This is a genomic window from Hyphomicrobium sp. (assembly GCF_019753045.1).
GTDB lineage: Bacteria > Pseudomonadota > Alphaproteobacteria > Rhizobiales > Hyphomicrobiaceae > Hyphomicrobium_B.
Map to the genome: position 1 here is coordinate 14,470 of NZ_JAIELN010000011.1, position 17,835 is coordinate 32,304.

The following is a 17,835-nucleotide window of genomic DNA, read 5'->3' on the forward strand; positions in this document are numbered from 1 at the left end:
CACCAACCGGAGCATCCCCCGATGAGCCTGCGCTTCCTCAGCGGATTAACCCTTGCAGCCATCGTCACGGCGGGCGGGTTGATGTCCGCATCATCGGCCAAGGCCGAAGACCTCATAGATTTCCTTTGGGGCGGCAGCGCCGAATATGGCGGCGGTCGCAGCATTGTGTCGTTCGATCCGAAGTACAAACCCGGTCAGGTGATCGTTTCGTTCTCCGACCGCCGGCTCTATTGGATCACGAAGCCGGGCGAGGCGATGACCTATCCCGTTGCGGTTCCGAAGGAAGGAGCCCGTTGGCAGGGCGTGACCTCGGTGACCAACAAGCGCATCAACCCGCCGTGGACTCCGACGCCGGAAATGGTCAGCAAAAACCCGCGCCTGCCGCGTTGGGTCCCAGGTGGCCATCCGATGAACCCGCTCGGCATCCGGGCTCTGTACCTCGGCAGCAGCACCTACCGTATCCACGGCACCGACGCGCCCTGGACCATCGGCCAAGCCGTTTCCGCCGGCTGCATCCGCATGACCAACGAAGACGTGCTCGATCTCTATCCGCGCGTACCCATGGGGACGCGGGTGACCGTTACTTGGCAGCAGTTCTCGACGCAGCCCATCGCGTCCGGCGACAAGTACCCGCGCTACGGCGATGCCGATTCGAACCCTCGGGCAGCCTCAGCTTCGTCCACGTCGTCCGCTTCGGCTAACTCGGCCCCCAAGGCCTCTGCCGAGGCTTCTTCGTCGAACTCGTCGTCCTATGAATACAGAGCTTACAACTCGGGCAAAGCGCAGAACGTCCGCGCCACCAGCACCGCATCGAACGACGATGGCGTGAATAACTATTTCTGGGATGAGAAGCCGAAGAAGTCTATTTCCCAGGCCGCTCAGGAAGCACGGGATGAAGCATCCCAGGACGCCACGCAGGACGACGACCTGGCGATGACCCAGAAGTCGGATCCGCAGCAGCGGGACGCTGAGAAGGCGCCCAAGCAAAAAGCTGCTGAGGCAAAATCCGAAACCGAGCCGTCGGCATCATCGGAGAAGAAGAAAGTTGCCAACACTTCAAGCTCGACATCGAGCGGGAAGAAGAAAGCAACGTCCTCTTCCGTGTCCGATCCTCATGTTGACCCGGTTATGAGCCCCGCAATGGCTGTTCCGGACCCGGTAAAGCCGAGCGCAGTGTCGGCTCCGTCAAAGGAATCGGATTCCAGCGCGGCGACGACGCGGGCATCGGCTTCAGAAGCAGACGGACTTCCCGTCCACAAGGCTGCTGCCGTCCAGGTTCAGTGACGCCGCACCTAAAATCCATCATCGAGAATTTGAGGGCGGCTGATGAAGTCGCCCTTTTTCTTTGACGTCTTCAACGTCCGATCCCACATGAGGGACCGCACACGCCCGCATGAACAGGCGTCTGTTACATTCCGCCTGCAGCAGCTAGTATGTTGCGACAGTTATCTTTAGCCGATGGCAGCCTTGGTGACATTGCTCGACAGTACCGGCACGACGCCGCGCCCGCGCCACCCCGAGAAGGTCGCGCATTCCGAAACGCCGACGTTGCCGAAACCGAACTGGTTAAGGGTCCGTGCACCGGGCTCCCCCGGGTACGACCATACGCGGGCCATCGTTCGCGAACACAAGCTTCACACCGTCTGCGAAGAGGCCGCCTGCCCGAACATCGGCGATTGCTGGCAAAAGCGGCACGCGACGATGATGATCATGGGCGGGATTTGCACGCGCGCGTGCGCATTCTGCAACGTCGCGACGGGCCTGCCATCCGCTCTCGATGCCGGCGAACCGCAACGCGTTGCCGAGGCCGTCGCCCGGCTGGCGCTTGAACATGTCGTCGTAACTTCAGTCGATCGCGATGATCTCGCTGACGGCGGCGCGCGGCATTTCGCAGAAACCATCCGCGCGATTCGAACGGCTTCCCCAGGCACGACGATCGAAGTCCTGACGCCCGACTTCCTGCGCAAACAGGGTGCACTGGAAATCGTGATCGCAGCGCAGCCCGACGTCTTCAACCACAATCTTGAAACCGTGCCGGGCCTTTATCTCCGCATTCGCCCTGGCGCCCGCTACTTCCATTCACTCCGGCTCCTGCAGCAGGCCAAGGAAATCGACGCCAAGACCTTCACGAAGTCTGGGATCATGGTCGGCCTTGGAGAAACACGCGAAGAAGTCCTCCAGGTCATGGACGACCTCCGGTCGGCGGGCGTCGACTTTCTGACGATCGGCCAATACCTGCAGCCGACGCGCAAACATGCCGCTGTCGCACGCTATGTTCCGCCGGAAGAGTTCGAAGGCCTTGCACAAGCCGCACGCGCCAAGGGATTCCTGCTCGTCGCCGCATCGCCTTTGACGCGATCGTCCTACCATGCGGGCGACGATTTCCGCCGCCTTCAGGCAGCCCATCGCGCACACGCCTCGACTTAATCGAACTCATCTCGCAAGCAGAGCGATCATGTTAAAATTCGCAGCCAATCTATCGCTGCTGTTCAACGAGATGCCGTTTCTCGATCGCTTCGAAGCAGCCGCCGCGCAAGGCTTCGAAGGCGCCGAATTTCTGTTCCCGTATGAGTTCAACGCTGACGACATCGCCGCGCGTTTGAAGGCGAACGGATTGCACCAGGCGCTGTTCAATTTGCCCGCAGGCAACTGGGAAGCCGGCGACCGCGGCATCGCGATTTATCCGAACCTCGTCGGCGAATTCCGCGATAGCGTTGCCCGCGCCGTGAAGTACGCAAAGGTGCTCGGCTGCAGGCAGCTCCATTGCCTTGCAGGCATCGCCCCCGTCGGTGCCGACCACCGGGCGATGCGCAAAACCTACGTCGAAAACTTACGCTTCGCCTCGCACGCCTTGGCGGATGAAGGCATGACGCTGCTGATCGAACCGATCAACACGCGCGACATTCCAGGCTACTTCCTCGATTCAACAGCCAAAGCGGCCGACATCATCGAAACCGTGGAAGCGCAGAACCTGCGTCTGCAATACGACGTCTATCACATGCAGATCATGGAAGGCGACCTGACGCCGACGATCGACAAGTACCTGAAGATCATTGCCCACATTCAGATCGCCGACACGCCCGGCCGACATCAGCCGGGCACAGGGGAAATCAACTACCCCTTTATATTCAGCCATCTCGAACGGATCGGCTACAAAGGATGGGTCGGCTGCGAGTACAGGCCGCTCACCGGCACCTATGACAGCCTCGCGTGGTTCCGCGCGCAGAAGGCGAAAACGCCGACCGCTTGACGTCGTCCGTCATCGAGCATGCCAGCCGCGTCAGTCGGACGGCGAAGCAATGCCGTCCTTGATGACCTTCTCGTTGAGAGCCGGCGCGCAAAGCTCGATGAACCGGTAGGCGAAGCCGCGTAGAAAACGGCCGCGGCGAAGCGCGATGCGCGACGTCGATTTCGGGAACAGGTGCGTTGTATCGAGAAGCGTCAAACCCTTGTCGCGGCTTGCATCGTAAGACATCGACGCAACGATGCCGACGCCGAGACCGACTTCGACATAGGTTTTGATGACGTCGGCATCGAGCGCGACCATCACGATATCCGGCGCGAGGTTGGCCGAGGCGAACGCCGCATCGATCGCGGGGCGCCCTGTGAAGCCCTCGTGATACGTGATGATCGGCCAATCGGCGATATTCTCCAGAGTCACCGGAGTCTGGCTTTCAAGCGGATGCCCTTTCGGCACGACCACGCCATGATGCCAGGAATAGAACGGAAAGGTCACGTGCTCGGCCGTGTCTTCCAGCGCTTCGGTCGCAATACCGATGTCGGCCGTGCCATCGTTCAGCATCGCCGCGATTTCCCTCGGCGTCCCTTGGTGCAAAACGAGATGGACGTTCGGAAACTCCTTCCGGAACGCCGCGATCGGCCCCGGCAGCGCATAACGCGCCTGCGTGTGCGTCGTCGCGATGAGAATCTCGCCGCGATCCGACCCCGCAAATTGATCGGCAAGCCGTTTGATGTTCGCAGTATCGAGCAGGATCCTGTCGACGATCAGCGCCAGCTCTTTGCCGGGCTCGGTAAGACCGAGCAGCCGCTTGCCGCGGCGCACGAACAGCTCAACCCCGAGTTCATCTTCGAGGTCTTTAATATGTTTCGAGACGCCGGATTGCGACGTGTAGAGCGCGTTCGCGACTTCGGTAAGATTGAAATTGCGGCGGAGCGTTTCGCGGATAATGCGGAGTTGCTGGAAGTTCACGATGCGGCCTGTGTTCCGTTCTGATCTGCAAAGACGCTCAACCGCCGCCCTATGAGCTTGACGTGTTGCCCCGTCGAAAGCCCGAGCGACTGCACATCGGAGCCAGGAATTTCGACTTCGAAAAATTCCTTGCGGCCCTCGCGCGCCTCGCCATTCGCCACAAGTTCTACCCGCGCGACGGCGCCGGTGCCAAGAATTCTCTTGATGCTCGCGGACACGCCGTCTTCAGACTGCGGGTTCGCCACGATTTCGGTGTCGTGCGGACGGCTGAACGCAATGACCTCTTGCCCGTCTTTGAACGTCCCCGTCTGGAAACGCAGCTTCTCATCCCCGACGCGGACGAAGTCACCGTCGACGCGGCCGCGGAATTCGTTAACCGAGCCGATAAAGCTATAGGCAAACGCCGTCGCCGGCTGCTCGTAGATCTCTTTCGGCGTGCCGATCTGCTCGACCTGCCCCTTGTTGACGAGAACGATCCGGTCCGAAACCTCGAGTGCCTCTTCCTGATCGTGCGTCACGAATATCGACGAGATGTGCAGTTCGTCGTGCAGGGTGCGAAGCCAGCGCCTCAGCTCTTTTCTGACTTTGGCGTCGAGCGCGCCGAACGGCTCGTCGAGAAGCAGAACGCGCGGTTCGACGGCAAGTGCCCGGGCGAGCGCGATGCGCTGCCGTTGGCCGCCAGAAAGCTGCGACGGGAAGCGGTTCGCCACCCATCCGAGTTGCACGAGATCGAGCAGGCGGTTGACCTTCGCGCGAATGTCTTTCTCGCTCGGCCGCTCACGGCGCGGGCGAACGCGCAGACCGAAAGCGATGTTCTCGAACACCGTCATGTGCCGGAAGAGCGCGTAATGCTGAAAGACGAACCCGACCCGGCGTTGGCGCACGTCTTTGTCCGTCGCGTCCGTGCCGTCGAGCACGATGCGACCGGTGTCCGCATGTTCGAGGCCCGCGATGACGCGCAGGAGCGTCGTCTTTCCGCAGCCCGACGGGCCGAGAAGCGCGACGAGCTCTCCATCCGGAAAATTGAGCGAGACGTTGTTCAGCGCTTTGAATGTGCCGAACGTCTTGCTGATGCCAATGACCTCGATGCTCATGAAACCTGTTCCCCGGCTACCGGACGGTGGGAGCGCCACTCGACGTAAGTTTTCAAGACGAGCGTTACCAGCGCCAGCAGCGCCAATAGCGATGCCACTGCAAAAGCGGCGGCGAATTGATATTCGTTGTAGAGAATCTCGACGTGCAGCGGCATCGTGTTCGTTTCGCCGCGAATATGGCCCGAGACGACGGACACCGCGCCGAACTCGCCCATTGCGCGAGCGTTGCACAGGATGACCCCGTAAAGCAGCGCCCATTTCACGTTCGGGATCGTCACGCGCCAGAACGTCTGCAGACCTGACGCGCCGAGCGATATCGCAGCTTCCTCTTCGTCGCGTCCCTGCGCCTGCATCAACGGAATGAGTTCGCGCGCGATGAACGGAAACGTGACGAAAATCGTAGCGAGGACGATGCCCGGCACTGCGAAGATGATTTTTATGTCGTGCTCATGCAGCCAGGGACCGAACCAGCCCTGCAATCCAAACACCAACACGTAGATCAGACCGGCGACCACAGGTGACACGGAAAACGGCAGATCGATGAGGGTGATCAGAAAGTTCTTGCCGGGGAATTGAAACTTCGCGATCGCCCAGGCCGCCGAGACTCCGAAAACGAGATTGACCGGCACGGCGATTGCCGCCGCGAGGATCGTCAGACGAATTGCCGACAACGCATCGGGTTCGACAAGCGCCGCGAAGTACGTACCCGCGCCTTTGCGGAAGGCCTCAACAAACACAGCGATCAACGGCAGCAACAGGAAGACGGCGAAATAGGTGAGCCCGACGCCGATCACCAGGTACTTCACCCAAGTAGAATCCCGCGTCGCCGGATTGGCTTCGAATTTACTGGCCGTATCGGACCGGGCGTCGAATGTTGCAGCAACGGCAGCCATCAGATCGCCCTCCCCGTACGTCGTGCAGTCCATGCCTGAAGGCCATTGATCACCAGCAGCAGCACGAACGAGATAACCAGCATGACGGACGCAACGGCGGTCGCGCCCTTGTAGTCGAACTGCTCGAGCTTTGTGATGATGATGAGCGGCGTGATTTCGGAAACCATCGGGATATTGCCGGCGATGAAAATCACCGATCCGTATTCCCCGACAGCACGCGCGAATGCCAGCGCGAAACCGGTCAGCAACGCCGGAAAGAGCGTCGGGAACACAACGCGCTGAAACGCCTGCCAGCGCGTCGCCCCAAGGCTCGCAGCGGCTTCCTCATACTCTGTCTCGAGATCTTCAAGCACCGGCTGAACCGTCCGGACAACGAAAGGCAGCCCGATAAAGGTCAGCGCGACGAGAACGCCGGGAGGTCCGAACGCGATTTTTATTCCGAGCGGTTCGAGAAGCGCGCCTATCCATCCGTTTTTCGCGTAGATCGCGGTCAGTGCGATACCCGCAACAGCCGTCGGCAACGCGAAGGGAAGATCGATCAGCGCGTCGACAATCTTGCGGCCCGGAAACGTATAGCGCGTCAAACCCCAGGCGAGCAGCAAACCGAAAACGGCGTTGATCGCCGCGGCCAAAAACGATGCCCCGAATGTCAATTTATAGGACGCGACGACGCGCGGCGCCGCAACCGCATTCAAGAATTCGTCCCAGCTCATCGTCGACGTCTTGAGAAAGACGGCTGACAGCGGAATGAGAACGATCAGCGACAGGTACACAAGCGTAAAGCCGAGCGATAGCCCGAAGCCCGGCAGCACCCTCTTATTGACCCCAGACATCCCCGCCCCTCAAATCAGCACGGCCAGCACGACGACGAATCCGGCAGCCGCGAAAACGCCGGCCCAGGAAAGCGCCCTGCCCAAAATGGTTCCGTCGAGAGTCATTCACTCGTCTTTCTGCTAAAACGACCGACGCGCACACTATTTGAGAGCCGCCCCGCGGCTAACGAACAATAGCTGCTAAGCATATGAGATTATCGGGGGTTGCTCAGGTCGGGAGCGATCTTAACCCTGCCGGCCCCGCGAGTTGGAACCGTCGAGTCCCGTGACGACCAAGAACGCTTTTGCGTCCTCGTCCCCCGGATTGTGAAAGTGATGCGGAGTATCCGCATTGAAGAGGATCGCATCACCCTCGATCAGCCGGGCGGGAGAATCCTCTCCCACGACGATCTCCACCGTGCCCTTTACGACGACGAGGTTTTTCTTGGCGCCCGCCGTCTGCGCCGCGAACACTTCGCGATGCTGGGCGCCGATCGTCACATCATAAATTTCAATGCGTTGTGGATCCCCCCAGGGGAAAAGTGCGCGGCTGACGAAACCACCTTCGCTCGACGAAACCACCGTCGCTCGGTCGCGCGGAACAACGACCGTGCCGCCCACGCCTGGACTGGAAATCAGGCTTGGCACCGAGACCTTTAACGCCTCGGCAATGCGGCCCAATAGGTTGATCGTCGGCGCGCTCTTGCCCGTTTCGATCTGCCCGAGCATCGCGCGGCTGACGCCCGAGATGACACCAAGCTGTTCTAACGACAGACCGCTTTTGCGCCTGAGATGACGCAAATTTTCCCCGACGATAATGGAAAGCTTCGCCGGTCCGCTGTCTGCACCTTCGAGAGTCTCGAAATCTTCTTTTCTCGCCATTACCATCGCCGCCGACTTTCGCAATCGCGTTTGCGTCTGCAAATACGGATAACCGAGCGGCGATACCGGCGGAACGAAGAAGAAATTATGAGCTTATGAGTGAATTGCTTGCCGCGAGCATGGCTCAACGCGGCGGCGCATCGCGCGAAAAAGGCGAGAAGGAAAACCTGAGGGCCGTCCTTCTCGCATGTGATCTGACGGGAGCGTCAGACGTTCCTGACTTCCGAAACGGCAGTGCCGTCTTAGAAGTTGATCTTCATACCGCCGACGACCTGCTGCAGCGCCGAAAGATCGGTCGCGCTGCTAGCACCCGGCTTCGTCAGCTCGCCATCGACATGCTGATAGACGAGGTAGAGGGTCGATTCCGCCGCCTCGAGGTTCTGCGCCGCGCCGATCGCCCAGGTGTTGATCTCGGCCCCGTCGGTCCGCACCGTGCCAGTGCCACTGACGCTCGAGCCCGCGTCGTCGCGACGGTATTGGCCGAAGAAGTTGGTCTTGCCGAGCGGGAAGAACTTCTTCTCGATGCCGCCCTGCACGAACCAGGCCTGCGAGTCTTTGTCCAGAATAGCCGCATCGATGCCCGTATTCTTCGAGCCGTCGCGCTGGTCGCCATAGCCGGCGAAGACGAACAGACCCGTCGGCTTGTGCTGCAGGAACGCCGAGACGCCCCACCACTCACAGTCCATCGCATTGTCCGGGGCGGTGCTCGAGCCATGGCACGGCGAGGAGACACCGTCCGTAGACTGGCCGTAGCCGGCACGCGCGTTCAAGTCGAAATCGCCGAGCTCGCCCTTATAGATGACGGCCATGTCCCACGTATCGTCTTCACCCCAGCTCGTCGCGATGCTGAAGCCCGCGAACGTCGGCGTGTCGTAGCGCACGATGTTGCGGCGGCCGTTATCGCCCGGCGTCGAATTGAAGAAGCCGCGCAGCGCATCGCTCCATTTCAGGCTGCCGATAGGGGCGCCTGTCGCATCGCGTAGCAAGAACGGCCGGGCGTAAATCGCCGAGGCTTCGCCGTCGTAGAAGTTACGAGTCATCGTGGTATCGGCGTCGTCGAGCAAATGGTAGGTCGCCGTGCCGTCCTGTCCGACCGTCACCTTGCCGAGGGTCTTGCTCTTCAAGTACCAGCTGCTCTTACGAACGGAGACGCTGTTGGGAGTGGCGCCATCAGGAGTATTCTGATCCCAGCTGTTGCCGCTGGCGCCGTAAATACCAAATTCGAGCGTATAACCGGCCGAAACGTCCGGCGTGACCTTGGCTTCGCCGACGAAGCGGACGCGGCTCTGCTCGACCGGATTGGTGCCGACGTAGACGTTCGACTCCGAACCGTCGTCCCACCACATCACGCTCTCGTTGATCCAGCCCGAAACCGTCAGGCTGACCTTGCGATTGCCCTTGCGCGCCGTCGTGGCCTCAAGTTCGGCGACGCGCTCTTCCAAATCCGCGCAGCAATCGCCGCCGAGATCGGCAGCGGCGGCGGGCATAGCCCATCCGGTGACCATCAAGGCAGCTACCCAGAGACCCCAGTGGCGTCCCCTTCTCTGTACTAGCTTCATGTGACTTCAGACCCCCGTCTGTTTAATTAGATGAATCTCTGATTAGTTAATTGATTTTTCAGGTATTTTTTACGATCCCCTTCCCAAGTCAATTGCTTGTCCTCAGTACAATGCTGATCTGCTATAGCGGCGTGGCTATCTGGCACCATGGGCTGTTACTGCCGGAGCACCCACGGTCCAGCCGGCCGCGCGAAGCAGCGCCGCGGCGCCGGCGAGATCGCGACGATCGATCGATTGAGCGCCCCGTCCCAACGCATATCGCCTGCGAGCGAGCCAGTGCCGTTGCAATGGTTGAGACTGAGACAAATCCAAAGCGGCAAGCCGTTCCGCCGCCGAGCGAAATTCGCCGGCGCGACGTAACCTTTCGAGCAGCGCGAGCCCTTCGGGCCACGGGCCGAAGCCGGCCTCGGAATTGATGTGCCCGGCATCGCCGAGATCGACGAAATCGGCTCGCCAGAGATCAGCCCAGCGACGCGCCTTATCGAACGCCATCCAAGGATCGTTCCTGCTGGCAACGACGATCACGGGAAAGCCCAAAGGCTTCGTCGGCAGGAATTCCGCGACCCCGAAGGCTTCGGGATCCGCTGGAGCGACAAGAAGTGCTCCGGTGATTCGCTCCGCGTGATCGCTCGCGGCCTGTACGGCGGCCAAGGCGCCGAACGAATGCCCAGCGATGAAAATTGGTCCCGTTGCGCGGACAATTTCGCGACGGACGCGCGCCGACCATTCGGGCAGATGAGGATCGTTCCAGTCGCGCTGCGTGATGCGGACGCTGCCGCTGACGCGGCGCTCGAGCCAGGTTTGCCAGTGGGTCGGCCCGCTCGATCGAAGGCCAGGTACGATGAGAGTTGTCGACATTGAATTCACCCTTGATGCTGAGCCATTGGAGGGATTCTGGCTCTGGTCTGTTCGGGTCTGCGGCGGACTTAGCGCGCCGCTCGAACGGCAATCACCGGCTTTCGCGCCGGTTAGCGGACAGACGACCCGCAACACCTTTCTCGACCACGTTCTGAAATCAGCATTGTTTTGAATTCCGTGACGAAGTGATCACATGCCCGCTTCGTGCGTCGCCTAGTTCTCATTCCGAAATGGTCTGGAGGAGCTTCCGGCCGAGAAGGCGACGCACGAATTCAGGTTCTAGAGAGACGTTCAGCTCTTGTTGCCGGCCGTGTAGATCTGATCGAACACGCCGCCGTCCTTGAAGTGTTCCGCCTGGGCCTTGCCCCAGCCGCCGAACACCTCGTCGATCGTGAAAGTCTTCACCGGTCCGAACTGGCTCGCGTATTTCTGCGCAACCTTCTCGTCGCGAGGGCGATAGAAGTTCTTCGCCGCGATCTCCTGGCCTTCTTCGCTATAGAGATGCTTCAGATATTCCTGGGCGACAGCGCGGGTGCCGCGCTTGTCGACGACCTTGTCGACGACGGCGACGCTCGGCTCAGCAAGAATTGAAATCGACGGAGTAACGATCTCGAACTTGTCGGCACCAAGCTCCTTGACGGAGAGATAGGCTTCGTTTTCCCAGGCAATCAGCACGTCGCCGATACCGCGCTCAACGAATGTCGTCGTCGAACCACGAGCGCCCGAGTCGAGAACCTTGGTGTTCTTGTAGATCTTGCTGACCAGATCTTTCGCCGTCGCGGCGCTACCGCCGGGCTGCTTCAGCGCATATCCCCAGGCAGCGAGATAGTTCCAGCGCGCGCCGCCCGACGTCTTCGGGTTCGGAGTGACGACTTCAACGCCATCCTTTGCGAGATCCGACCAATCCTTGATGCCCTTCGGATTGCCCTTGCGAACGAGGAAGACGATAGTCGACGTATACGGAGCCGAGTTGTCGGGAAGGTTCTTGATCCAATCCGCTTTGACGAGATCGCCATTCTTGTGGAGCGAATCGATGTCCCCCGCGAGCGCGAGCGTCACGACATCGGCATCGATACCGTCGATGACCGAGCGAGCCTGCTTGCCGGAACCGCCATGCGACTGCTTGATGGTGACGTCATCACCCGTCTTCGCCTTCCAGTACTTCGCGAAAGCCACATTATACGCTTGATAGAGCTCGCGCGTTGGATCGTAGGATACGTTGAGCAGCGAAATCTCGGCGGCCGAAGCATAGCCGGAAAGGCCGGCGAGGCCGAGGCCGAGCACGGCCCCGATGGCTGATCTGCGGGTCAGGGGTAGGAACGACATCAGAACCTCTCAAGTTGGAATTGCCCTGAGAGCAAACCTATCGAGCGCTATCCCGCCAACGAACGAAGAAGAAATGCTGAGCTTATTAGACGTTTCGCTGCTCGAAATCCCAACGCTGCCGGGCTCACGTCTGCCAAAATGGAAATCTAAGGCAGAACGATAAAGCGGAATTTTCGCGTCGCCGCTGCACGAAACGCGATGACGCATGCATGGCGGAAGACTTAACAACCCACTCCGTTGCAGCTACTGCTTTCTAAGCTCCACGCTGTCGGCCGTGATCGTATAGCCGGCGTCGGCGAGACCCGTGAAAGCTTCGCTCGTGTTGATCTTGCCGGTCACCGTCACCGGATCGAACATGCCGCCGACTTCAAACCCTTTGTCGGTCTTCACGTAGATGATTTGATTGGCCGGCGGCGGCGGCACGTGGATGCAGGCACCGACGAATGGCACGAGAAGGAATTCCTTCACCGTCGTCGCGTCGAAGTCGAGGGGAACGACGTAACCGCCGATCGAAACGCTTTGTCCGTCGAGTTCCGCAACGATGGCAGGTGGACGATCGCTACCGGGCTGCCGGCGCTTGACCGCCATGAACTTGCCCTCGGGAAGCGGGGCCGGAGGTGGCCCCGCATCCGTCGTCGGCGGCACTGAACCACCGAAAAACGTCTTAGACTGCATCGTTGACGCCGCGGGCACGCTCTTGGGAACGAGATCGGCCCACTTGAGTTGCCGCGGCGTATCGGCAGCGACGTTCGACGCCGACCCGACCGCGAGCACCAGATTGAGCACGACGCTCAGAGCGAAAACATACTTCGATGCCATATCCGCACCCTTTCAAGAAATGAACCTGCTCACACTCTGACCATCATCCCGTCCGCCAGAGACAGCCGGTAAGCACGGATCGCAGGCAACAATCCAGCGACGAAACCGGCGGCGACGATCAAGCCGAGCTTCAGCCATTCGTCGGTCCGGGGTGGATCGATCGCGAGGCTCAGCCCGTACGTGTGATCGATGTACGGACGCGCCAGATAAAGACCCACGTAAAGCCCGACAGTACCCGTGATGACGCCGGCCAGCGTCAACAGCCCGCCTTCGGCCGCAAGCAGACCCAGCACCGTCGTCGGCGTTGCCCCGACCGAGCGCAGGATAGCCATTTCGCGTCGCCGCTCGTTGAGCGTGGTCAAGATCATCGTCACCATCCCGAGCAACGCTGTCGCAACGACCATCGCCGAAACGACCGATAGCGCAGTCTCGGCCGTACCGATGAGACCCCACAGCTCTTGCAGCGCGACGCCCGGCATGATCGCCGACAGCGGCTCCTCGGCATAATCGTTGATCCGCCGCTGAACCTTGAATGTGGCGAGCTTTGAATCCAGACCAACCATCGCCGCCGTGATCGCGCGCGGCGTGAGATCCATCTTGCGAACCGCATCGGCCGAAATGCTTTCCCCGGGGATCGGCGCCCCGCTCTGCCAATCGATGTGAATGGCTTCAATCGCCTCGAGACTGACGTGAACCGTGCGGTCTATCGGCGTCCCGGTCTTCGCAAGAATACCGGAAACCCGGAACGGCTTGTCCTGATGTTCGACGAACGAGATCGATCCGACGCCGTGCGCGACGATGATCTTGTCGCCAACTTTGTAGCCGAGTGCGTCGGCGACGTCTGACCCGATGACCGCATCGAACAAATCCGTAAAGGGACCACCGGCGGAGAACGTCATGCTCTGCCCGCGGCGGAATTTATAATGCGTGAAGTAATCGCCGTTCGTGCCGAGCACGCGGAACCCATGGTGACTGTCGCCGAGCGATATGGGAACGATCCATTTGACTTCAGGCATCTTCGCGATGTCCTGATAGCTCTTCCACGTCACATTGTTGGTCGCGTTGCCGATGCGGAAAACGGAATAAAGAAGCAGGTTGAGGCTGCCGCTACGCGCACCGACAATCAGATCCGTCCCGGAAATCGTATCGGCGAAGCTTTGCCGCGCGCCTGTGCGCACTTTCTCTACGCCGAGCAGCAGCATGACGCTCTATGCGATCGCGAGGACCGTCAGACATGCCGTCACCCAGCGGTTCATCAACGATTGAAATGCGAGGCGGAAGATCATCATTGCTTGGCACCTCGCGATGAGACAGCAATGTCCTGAAGACGCACAACGCGGTCGAAATGTGGGGCCAATCCTTCATCGTGGCTGACCATGATAACGCTCGTGCCGGCCTTCTCACTTTGCGCGAATAAGAGCTTCAGAAACGCTTCTTCCGTGTTTCGATCGAGCGCGGACGTCGGCTCGTCCGCAACGAGGATCGGCGGCGCGCCGATCAACGCCCGCGCCGCGGCGACACGCTGTTGCTGCCCGACGCTCAGGTTTGCCGCTTTGACCGTCGCGATCACCGTCTCGTCGAGACCGAGCGCCGCAAGCAATCCCCGCGCAACCGCATCGAGCGATCCATCGCTCTCGGCATTTGCTCGTCGCGTTCGCGAGAACCGAAGTGGAAGCAGAACATTGTCGATGAGAGATGCGTAAGGGAGCAGATTGAACATCTGGAAGATGATTCCGAAGTGGTCCACGCGAAACCGGTCCCGCCCGGAACCGCTGAGCTTGGCCATCTCGGTTCCAAGCACATCGATCCGCCCTTCGCTCGGCGCAACGATGCCCGCAAGCAAGCTGAGAAACGTGCTCTTGCCGCTTCCCGATGGGCCGACGAGCAGAAGCTTCTCCTCGCGCCGCAGCGTGAATTTCTTGATCGTCAGCGAGAACGGTGACGGTCCGGGCCACGAATACCGCACGTTCGAAAACGAAACCGCATCAAGAGGGCTTTCGCCCTCTATCCGCGTATCGCGTGAAGACACGATGATGTTGCTCATAGTTACATCACGCCCGTGAGATCGAGGGTTGGCTTATCGCGCGTCATCTGCGCCTGGGTCTGCCCCTTCGGTGTCGTGACGTTGACGTTCAGAAGCTGCGCGCCGGCAAAGTTCGAGAAATAGACAGTCTCGAGGCCGGTTACACGTTCGGGCGCTTCGCAAGTGATTGTATAAGTCGCATGAAACTCTGAGTGCTGCGGCGCGCCGGGCTTATCGTCATCGTCGTCGTCCTTCTCGCCGGGCTTATGCGTTTCCTTCCGGTTCTCGACGTTCGCCGTCTCTGCCTTGCAATTGGCCGCCGCGGGAAGTTTGAAAACGGCCAATACGTCGGCGAGCTTCGCCTTCGCCTTCTCGACCGCCGCTTTCTGCTCGTCAGTCGAAGCGATGTGCTCGAAGCCGACGATATCCATGCCCGGAGAAACAAGCTCCATTTCGATCTTGTTTCCCTCGATGGCGATATCGAGCGTTCCTTGTCCGTGCACGTGTGGGCCGAGTTGTCTGTGGTCGGCCTGATCCGCGAAAGCGGGAGCGGCAATCAAGATGGCCATCGAGGCCAGACCTGACAAAACTTTCGACATCGTTCTCTCCAATTGGATGATGAGTGCTGAGGCGCGCCATTGCGCGGTGTCAGCCCAGCTGTGCCGAAGCGCGATTGGAAATCGCGCAAAACACAGCCGGATACGAAAAAGCGTTATGGGATAAAGAAACGAAGACGCCGGAGCGATCTTCGAATGTCAGCCGACATTCGCCGCGGGCGGGCCACGCGCACGCTGCTCGTAGCAGCGGATTATGCAGCTCTGAGCGCTGAGTGGCGTCCGAAGCTGAGCAAAAGCAATTTCAGAGGGTGCGGGAAAATCAAAAAGCGAAGGCACGAGCGACGTCGCGGCAACAGCCGCTGCCCAACACAATGGGCAGCCACCGTGATCGTCACTGGCCGGCGGGCAAGGCTTCGTGGCCGTTGAGACGCAATGGCCCGTAAACGCAAGGATGGAACGGTCGCCGATATCCCGGCTTGTATGGTGATGGAACGACGCGACGGCCAACTGCACGCTGAAGGCAAACAGCGTGAGCAAAACAAGCCTGATGCGGAGTCGCGATGAGGTCATGATCTCCGGCCGTCTTCTACGTACCCAGCATTCGACTGTTCCTGTGTCACAAACGTGGCAGTTGAATACCCGCTCTCCTAGTTATCCCCACAACGGCCACAGCGCGCTTGGCAAAATGCCTCTTTCGCCCAAAAATTGGAACCATTGCAGGTCTCGCGCATTTGGTCTCAGGCGAGATTCTCTATAGCCCTTCCAAGACGATAAGAAGAAAATCGTGAATACTGATCCACCGGGGAGGGCGGGCCGGCTTCGGCAAGCCAAATTCCTAGGCCAATTAATTATCTTTCCCCGGCTGTCGTTGAGGGCAACGGCTTACCTTGTCTGGCTGGCGTTTCTCATTCCAACCCTGGGCCTTGCTGCGTATCTGTTGAACGCGGTGCATTCCCAAGAACTTACTGTTCTGCAGGCGGACGCCCGAACTCGGGCCTTGCTCGCGGCAAGTTTCGTCGACGATCAAATGGACACCCTTCTCCGCACCCTCAAGGCGCTCCCGGCGGAGGACGTCACTCAAAACACTGAAAACCGCATACGCACCGAGCTTGACGGAAAAGGCATCGTGCTCTTCACGCGAAGCGAAAAGCTCGACGTCTTGTCACCCGTCGGCGGGCTCGATTCGGGCGGGATCACGCTCGATGGCGCTTCCCGCTCCGCCGCGGCAGCCGCTTTGTCGAAGCAGGCGCCTCAAATCACGGCATATGACAACGCACGGGACAACGGCATCGATGTTTGGCTGGCCGCCGCATCGAATGATGCGAAACCCATCCTCATCCAGGCACATATCCCGTCGACATTTTTGGCCTCCGCGCTCAAGAAATTCGCAGCCGGTGGCCCATGGTCGATTTCCGTTGTTGGACCCGACGGCCAAATACTCGCCAGAACCCGGGCCAAGGCAGGCACGGCAGCAAGTGCCGATAATGCGAACCGTACAGCCCTCGTAGAAGCCGTTGCCGACACTTCACAGTTTGGCTGGAAAGTTGCTGCTCAAATTCCAGAAAAAGCGGCGAGGCTGCGCGCTGAACGCAACTGGATAACGTTTGTCACGCTTTCCTCATTGTTGGCAGTCGCATCGCTGGCCGGCGCGACGTGGTTGACGCGGAACATTTTGGAAGATCCGAACGCTAGCAATTTGCCCCCCTCAGCGGGGCGATCGGGCGAAACGCCAGGCCAATCAGCAGGCATGCCATTGCAGTTCGACAGTCAGGATAAGCGACCCCATCAACAACCGCCGGATGGCGCGAGAGAACAGCGGCTGCGCCAAGCGCTGCGCGCGGGCAATGTTGGCGTTTGGGAGTGGAACCTCACGACGGGCAGCATCCGTTGGGATACAGAAATTGCCGACATTTTTAATGATCTCGAGCCTGGATACGAGTACCCGGCGCGAACACTTATCCGCCGCGTCGACCGGTGTGACCGCCGCCGATTGTTGAAGGCGATCGGCGCCGCCGTCGCTGGATCGAAACCCCTTGCGCTAGAGGTTCGCATTCTCCGCCGCAACGGGGATATCCGTTGGATCGCAATCCGCGGTGCGACGAACGAAGCGGACGGAATGGAAGCAAAGACTCTCTCGGGCGTTGCCTACGACGTGACGGACCAGAAGCTGAGCCTCACGCGCACTGATGCCCTCCTCCGTGAAGTTTCGCATCGCTCAAAAAACCTGCTGGCATTGATCCTCGCGATGGCACGATTGACGGCCCGCGATGCGGTGGACGTCAAATCTCATCTCAAGGATTTCACACTTCGCGTCGCGGGCCTCGCCGCATCTCAGGATCTCATCGTCGCTTCAGATTGGCAGAACGTGGATCTTGCGACTTTGGCGACAGCTGAGATCGGCGCAGTCGCGCGTACCGACGCCGATCGCGTCGCGATCAAGGGGCCGCAGGTCATGCTCACACCGGAAGCCGCCCAGACATTGGGAATGGTTCTGACCGAGCTCGCGCTCAACGCCGTCGAGCACGGGGCACTGTCCACCGCAACCGGCAAAGTGCGGCTCTCGTGGTCATTTCCCGATCCTACTACAATCCTGATTTCATGGCGTGAAACCAGCGGGCCACCATTCGTCGCCGACGGCCTGAAGGGATACGGCATGTCGGTCGTCGAGCGTTTCTCGACGCAAGGCCTGAAGCTTTCTGCTCACGCTGTTGGTAATGCCGACGAGTTCACGTGGACATTGACCGGCCCTCTCGTCAACATCGGGCACGCACCCACAATCTCAGGCCAAGCCTAAACAACGTC

At 60.0% G+C, this 17,835-nt stretch carries 16 protein-coding genes; 4 read left to right on the forward strand and 12 right to left on the reverse strand.

Annotation, left to right across the window (positions count from 1 at the left end):
* Positions 1-21 precede the first annotated feature (21 nt).
* The 3 genes from K2Q04_RS13345 to otnI all read left to right on the forward strand — a co-directional run bounded on the left by K2Q04_RS13345 (position 22) and on the right by otnI (position 3,250).
* Positions 22-1,284, forward strand: coding sequence for a L,D-transpeptidase family protein (locus K2Q04_RS13345; RefSeq protein ID WP_291164579.1), 1,263 nt, complete (start codon positions 22-24; stop codon positions 1,282-1,284).
* 183 nt (positions 1,285-1,467) lie between these two features.
* Positions 1,468-2,427, forward strand: coding sequence for a lipoyl synthase (gene lipA / locus K2Q04_RS13350; RefSeq protein ID WP_291164945.1), 960 nt, complete (start codon positions 1,468-1,470; stop codon positions 2,425-2,427).
* Between the two features lie 28 nt (positions 2,428-2,455).
* Positions 2,456-3,250 carry a 2-oxo-tetronate isomerase gene (otnI, locus tag K2Q04_RS13355; protein WP_291164582.1) on the forward strand — a complete coding sequence of 265 codons (795 nt, stop codon included), beginning with the start codon at positions 2,456-2,458 and terminating at the stop codon, positions 3,248-3,250.
* Positions 3,251-3,280: 30 nt separating this feature from the next.
* On the opposite strand, the gene K2Q04_RS13360 is transcribed toward otnI, so the two are convergent.
* The 12 genes from K2Q04_RS13360 to K2Q04_RS13415 all read right to left on the reverse strand — a co-directional run bounded on the left by K2Q04_RS13360 (position 3,281) and on the right by K2Q04_RS13415 (position 15,075).
* On the reverse strand, positions 3,281-4,210 hold the full coding sequence (locus K2Q04_RS13360; RefSeq protein ID WP_291164584.1) for a CysB family HTH-type transcriptional regulator: 930 nt from the start codon (positions 4,208-4,210) through the stop codon (positions 3,281-3,283).
* A complete protein-coding gene (locus K2Q04_RS13365) occupies positions 4,207-5,304 on the reverse strand; it encodes a sulfate ABC transporter ATP-binding protein (protein WP_291164588.1) in 1,098 nt (365 codons plus the stop codon). The genes K2Q04_RS13360 and K2Q04_RS13365 overlap by 4 nt, the downstream gene beginning before the upstream one ends.
* Positions 5,301-6,197: a sulfate ABC transporter permease subunit CysW gene (cysW, locus tag K2Q04_RS13370; protein ID WP_291164591.1), complete on the reverse strand. Its 897-nt coding sequence runs from the start codon at positions 6,195-6,197 to the stop codon at positions 5,301-5,303. Before cysW ends, K2Q04_RS13365 begins: the two co-directional genes overlap by 4 nt.
* Positions 6,197-7,030, reverse strand: a complete 834-nt coding sequence (cysT, locus tag K2Q04_RS13375; RefSeq protein WP_291164594.1) for a sulfate ABC transporter permease subunit CysT — start codon at positions 7,028-7,030, stop codon at positions 6,197-6,199. The genes cysW and cysT overlap by 1 nt, the downstream gene beginning before the upstream one ends.
* A 225-nt stretch (positions 7,031-7,255) precedes the next feature.
* On the reverse strand, positions 7,256-7,891 hold the full coding sequence (locus K2Q04_RS13380) for an XRE family transcriptional regulator (RefSeq protein ID WP_291164597.1): 636 nt from the start codon (positions 7,889-7,891) through the stop codon (positions 7,256-7,258).
* A gap of 242 nt (positions 7,892-8,133) precedes the next feature.
* The gene (locus tag K2Q04_RS13385) at positions 8,134-9,450 is read right to left on the reverse strand and encodes a porin (RefSeq protein ID WP_291164600.1); all 1,317 of its coding nucleotides are present in this window, start codon (positions 9,448-9,450) and stop codon (positions 8,134-8,136) included.
* Positions 9,451-9,585: 135 nt separating this feature from the next.
* Complete coding sequence (locus tag K2Q04_RS13390; protein ID WP_291164603.1) at positions 9,586-10,308, reverse strand: alpha/beta hydrolase; 723 nt, start codon at positions 10,306-10,308, stop codon at positions 9,586-9,588.
* Between the two features lie 291 nt (positions 10,309-10,599).
* Positions 10,600-11,634: a sulfate ABC transporter substrate-binding protein gene (locus K2Q04_RS13395; protein ID WP_291164606.1), complete on the reverse strand. Its 1,035-nt coding sequence runs from the start codon at positions 11,632-11,634 to the stop codon at positions 10,600-10,602.
* 243 nt (positions 11,635-11,877) lie between these two features.
* On the reverse strand, positions 11,878-12,453 hold the full coding sequence (locus tag K2Q04_RS13400) for a DUF3299 domain-containing protein (RefSeq protein WP_291164609.1): 576 nt from the start codon (positions 12,451-12,453) through the stop codon (positions 11,878-11,880).
* 29 nt (positions 12,454-12,482) lie between these two features.
* Positions 12,483-13,655, reverse strand: coding sequence for an ABC transporter permease (locus tag K2Q04_RS13405; protein ID WP_291164611.1), 1,173 nt, complete (start codon positions 13,653-13,655; stop codon positions 12,483-12,485).
* Positions 13,656-13,738: 83 nt separating this feature from the next.
* Positions 13,739-14,497, reverse strand: coding sequence for an ABC transporter ATP-binding protein (locus K2Q04_RS13410; RefSeq protein ID WP_291164614.1), 759 nt, complete (start codon positions 14,495-14,497; stop codon positions 13,739-13,741).
* 2 nt (positions 14,498-14,499) lie between these two features.
* Positions 14,500-15,075 (reverse strand): DUF2796 domain-containing protein, encoded by a 576-nt coding sequence (locus tag K2Q04_RS13415; RefSeq protein ID WP_291164617.1) that lies wholly within the window; start codon positions 15,073-15,075, stop codon positions 14,500-14,502.
* Between the two features lie 985 nt (positions 15,076-16,060).
* Between K2Q04_RS13415 and K2Q04_RS13420 the strand changes: the two genes are divergently transcribed.
* Positions 16,061-17,827, forward strand: coding sequence for a sensor histidine kinase (locus K2Q04_RS13420; RefSeq protein WP_291164621.1), 1,767 nt, complete (start codon positions 16,061-16,063; stop codon positions 17,825-17,827).
* The last annotated feature ends 8 nt before the right edge of the window (positions 17,828-17,835 follow it).

Bases quoted from the DNA above. Each gene is read 5' to 3' on its own strand.
- K2Q04_RS13345 (WP_291164579.1), top strand. From the start codon at position 22: ATGAGCCTGCGCTTCCTCAGCGGATTAACCCTTGCAGCCATCGTCACG.
- otnI (WP_291164582.1), top strand. From the start codon at position 2,456: ATGTTAAAATTCGCAGCCAATCTATCGCTGCTGTTCAACGAGATGCCG.
- K2Q04_RS13365 (WP_291164588.1), bottom strand. From the start codon at position 5,304: ATGAGCATCGAGGTCATTGGCATCAGCAAGACGTTCGGCACATTCAAA.
- cysW (WP_291164591.1), bottom strand. From the start codon at position 6,197: ATGGCTGCCGTTGCTGCAACATTCGACGCCCGGTCCGATACGGCCAGT.
- cysT (WP_291164594.1), bottom strand. From the start codon at position 7,030: ATGTCTGGGGTCAATAAGAGGGTGCTGCCGGGCTTCGGGCTATCGCTC.
- K2Q04_RS13380 (WP_291164597.1), bottom strand. From the start codon at position 7,891: ATGGCGAGAAAAGAAGATTTCGAGACTCTCGAAGGTGCAGACAGCGGA.
- K2Q04_RS13385 (WP_291164600.1), bottom strand. From the start codon at position 9,450: ATGAAGCTAGTACAGAGAAGGGGACGCCACTGGGGTCTCTGGGTAGCT.
- K2Q04_RS13390 (WP_291164603.1), bottom strand. From the start codon at position 10,308: ATGTCGACAACTCTCATCGTACCTGGCCTTCGATCGAGCGGGCCGACC.
- K2Q04_RS13395 (WP_291164606.1), bottom strand. From the start codon at position 11,634: ATGTCGTTCCTACCCCTGACCCGCAGATCAGCCATCGGGGCCGTGCTC.
- K2Q04_RS13400 (WP_291164609.1), bottom strand. From the start codon at position 12,453: ATGGCATCGAAGTATGTTTTCGCTCTGAGCGTCGTGCTCAATCTGGTG.
- K2Q04_RS13405 (WP_291164611.1), bottom strand. From the start codon at position 13,655: ATGCTGCTGCTCGGCGTAGAGAAAGTGCGCACAGGCGCGCGGCAAAGC.
- K2Q04_RS13410 (WP_291164614.1), bottom strand. From the start codon at position 14,497: ATGAGCAACATCATCGTGTCTTCACGCGATACGCGGATAGAGGGCGAA.
- K2Q04_RS13415 (WP_291164617.1), bottom strand. From the start codon at position 15,075: ATGTCGAAAGTTTTGTCAGGTCTGGCCTCGATGGCCATCTTGATTGCC.
- K2Q04_RS13420 (WP_291164621.1), top strand. From the start codon at position 16,061: ATGGACACCCTTCTCCGCACCCTCAAGGCGCTCCCGGCGGAGGACGTC.